The sequence below is a fragment of the Bradyrhizobium sp. Arg816 genome (genome assembly GCF_029989365.1).
GTDB lineage: Bacteria > Pseudomonadota > Alphaproteobacteria > Rhizobiales > Xanthobacteraceae > Bradyrhizobium.
In genome coordinates this window covers 1-2,548 of record NZ_JAPRAQ010000063.1, presented here as the reverse complement: position 1 = coordinate 2,548, position 2,548 = coordinate 1, and the positions used below count along the sequence as shown (strand labels likewise).

At 56.8% G+C, this 2,548-nt stretch carries 4 protein-coding genes; 3 read left to right on the top strand and 1 reads right to left on the bottom strand.

Annotated elements, in window-relative coordinates:
• The first annotated feature begins 659 nt into the window (after positions 1-659).
• Complete coding sequence (locus OWC48_RS45755) at positions 660-965, top strand: hypothetical protein (RefSeq protein WP_282525890.1); 306 nt, start codon at positions 660-662, stop codon at positions 963-965.
• A gap of 78 nt (positions 966-1,043) precedes the next feature.
• On the opposite strand, the gene OWC48_RS45750 is transcribed toward OWC48_RS45755, so the two are convergent.
• Positions 1,044-1,202, bottom strand: coding sequence for a cold-shock protein (locus OWC48_RS45750; RefSeq protein ID WP_282525889.1), 159 nt, complete (start codon positions 1,200-1,202; stop codon positions 1,044-1,046).
• A gap of 316 nt (positions 1,203-1,518) precedes the next feature.
• Here OWC48_RS45750 and OWC48_RS45745 point away from each other — a divergent pair, with 316 nt between their 5' ends.
• A complete protein-coding gene (locus OWC48_RS45745) occupies positions 1,519-1,725 on the top strand; it encodes a hypothetical protein (RefSeq protein WP_282525888.1) in 207 nt (68 codons plus the stop codon).
• 696 nt (positions 1,726-2,421) lie between these two features.
• On the top strand, positions 2,422-2,548 hold a 127-nt coding region (locus tag OWC48_RS45740), incomplete at its 3' end, for an NYN domain-containing protein (RefSeq protein WP_249641133.1).

Genomic DNA, 2,548 nt, shown 5'->3' with positions numbered 1-2,548 from the left:
GTGCGCGCCCGGTTCGAGGAGCGCTTTTCCGCGAAACGAATGGCAAAAGAGTACGAAAGCCAATATCGGAAGCTGATCGCTCCTGCAGAGGGCGCCGAACGGGAATGCGCTCTGCAACTGCCACGATCCTGAACTCACGCTTTCGCTCGCCCCGACCGATGAAATGGCTGTCGAGCGCTAGCGCCCCTGGCGCGAAGACGACGCCGGCCAAGGATCTATTTGTCCGCTCGGACCTTTGCCGCGACTTCTCCAGTTGCTTCACGCCCTGCCCCTGCTCGTACATCACCGAGCCCGGGGTCTTAGCCTAATTTTCGGGAACGCTTCGATCAGGCGCAGCGTCTGAGTAGGGCTTGCATCTTTTTCCCGGAAACTTTGGTCAGATCTTGTTGGGCAGAGGTAAGCCACCTCGCCCATCCTCCCGGCACCGGGGCTGGTACCTCTTATTGTAACTTTTTCATCGGCGCCTCAAGGGGGCAACGCTGCGACGGCCGATCTAAGCGCGATTTTGATCAGCGCAATAAAAGTTGAAGGTCGCCCAACAGGCCGCCTCTACTCTTTACACGGGTGCAGTGCGAAACTGAACTTTTTGCTGGCTTTTCCCGCACGAGGGCTTCAGACTTGCTCCCATTGAGAGTGTTAAATTTTTCAAGGACATTGCGATGGGAAAACCTGCCGTTTCCCGTGATGCCTTTCGCGGGTTGTTCGCTTTCTATGCGGCTAAGGCTCATCATGACCATAAACCCGAGGGCGAACATTGCCTTCTGAAGCTATTCGGATCTGCGGAAGACATCCCCGATAGTTTGCTGCTGCAGTGGTCGGACAGAGTTGAGCTGCTCGGTTCCGAAACCGTTGGCCGCTTAATGGAGCCGCGCGCCCGTCAAATCACGGATGGCAACGCGCGATACGACCATGCCAGCGACTTTCTCCACGCGCTCCTGAGAGACCTCGGACAAAAGGTGCAGTGATCAACCTCAGCGCTATGGTCGCGGCAGCCGTCAGACGCGCAGATTTTCTGCGCTGCTCTTTCCGCGCTTGCGATCAACTTAGATTTCGTAAGAGACCTTCTGCCCCTCAGCCAAGCCCGATAAGCCGGCGCGCTCCACCGCGCTAATGTGCACGAAAACATCCTGGCCGCCGTCATCGGGCTGGATGAAACCGAATCCCTTGGTTGCGTTAAACCACTTCACAATACCTGTCGCCACGTCCGCCTCCGGTTGAACAATGAACATAGCCTAGGTCGACCGTCTTGGGGCTGACAAGCAAAAAAACCCGCAGCGCGCGAACGTCGAGCAGTGTTTTCGAAGCAATCAGTGGTCTGATAACGGGCAAGCGAGTTGCAGCCCAACAACCCGGCGCTGGGATTGTGAACTAATTCACAGATCGGGGAAGAAAAGCTCACTACCATGTCGGGGAGCGGGCGAAGGTACTTCGCGATGTCTTGCAGTGCTGCTCGGGGTTGCATGCCCCGTCAAGCAAACGATGGAATGGATTAGTCTACCCGTCACAGAAAGACACACGATGATCGACGACCATTTGGCGCGTGCACATCGCAAAAATATTCGACGCTATCGCCTTTTATTGCAAACCAATCTGACGGAGTCCGAGCGCCAGTTTGTCGAGCGGCGCCTGAGCGAGGAGCAATCCAAGCTGGAGATGCTGGTCAGCTCATGCTCAAGCGAAGCACGGTGCGATCGATCAGGTGCTCCAGGTAACCACGTGGGCTAGGTCGGCGCCCCCGCCTAAGGAGCAGCCATGCCACCTCCGTTGAGCGGCGCGTGGGCTTCGCATCGTGACTACTAAGCAATCCCCCATTTCCGTCTTTCGCGTCATTGCGCGCCGAAGGCGGCGCCAGAGCCGCGGCACGCCAGAGGCAGCCAGGTAGGAGATCCGCCTCGTTGCAACCTTAAGCAAAGCTCACCATTGGTCAGCCGCGCTGCGACCGGCTGGGTCCTAGTGGCCTCCCGGCCTACTGCCCAGCGTAGGCGGTGCATCCTCGGATCTCATTCGATTGCGATAGGGAGCGGTCAACAGTAACTGGAACATAGCTCGAGCTGCCATGTATTGCGCAGCGGACCGACTGCGCTCGTCACCGGCCAACAGAGGACTACCGCATTGATCTGAAACAAACCACCGCCAGGTGCGGCCGCGCCTGCAAATCGAAAGGTCGAAGAGAGCAAAATCGCCAAAGGCCATTGCGCGCCCCCATCAAAGAGCTTCAAAAATAAACAGCAAACATTACAATTCTGACAGAACAACTTTCGGCTAATGCACGAGTTCCTGGGACTGCGTACGGGTCTCCCGAAAGCACCATGGCGCTGACGATCTTCGGTGATATCTGTATAAAATGCGACCGACTACTTCCCGGTGCGGATGTAGTTTCCTCTCAGCTATTACCTTGTAGATCGCTCGGAAACGGCAGCCATGTCACCTTCTGCCACTAACAAGATCGCGCTCTTCATCGATGGGGCCAATCTCTACGCGACGGCGAAAACTCTGGGCTTCGACATCGACTACAAGCGCCTGCTGAAGGAGTTTCAGAGTCGCGGGA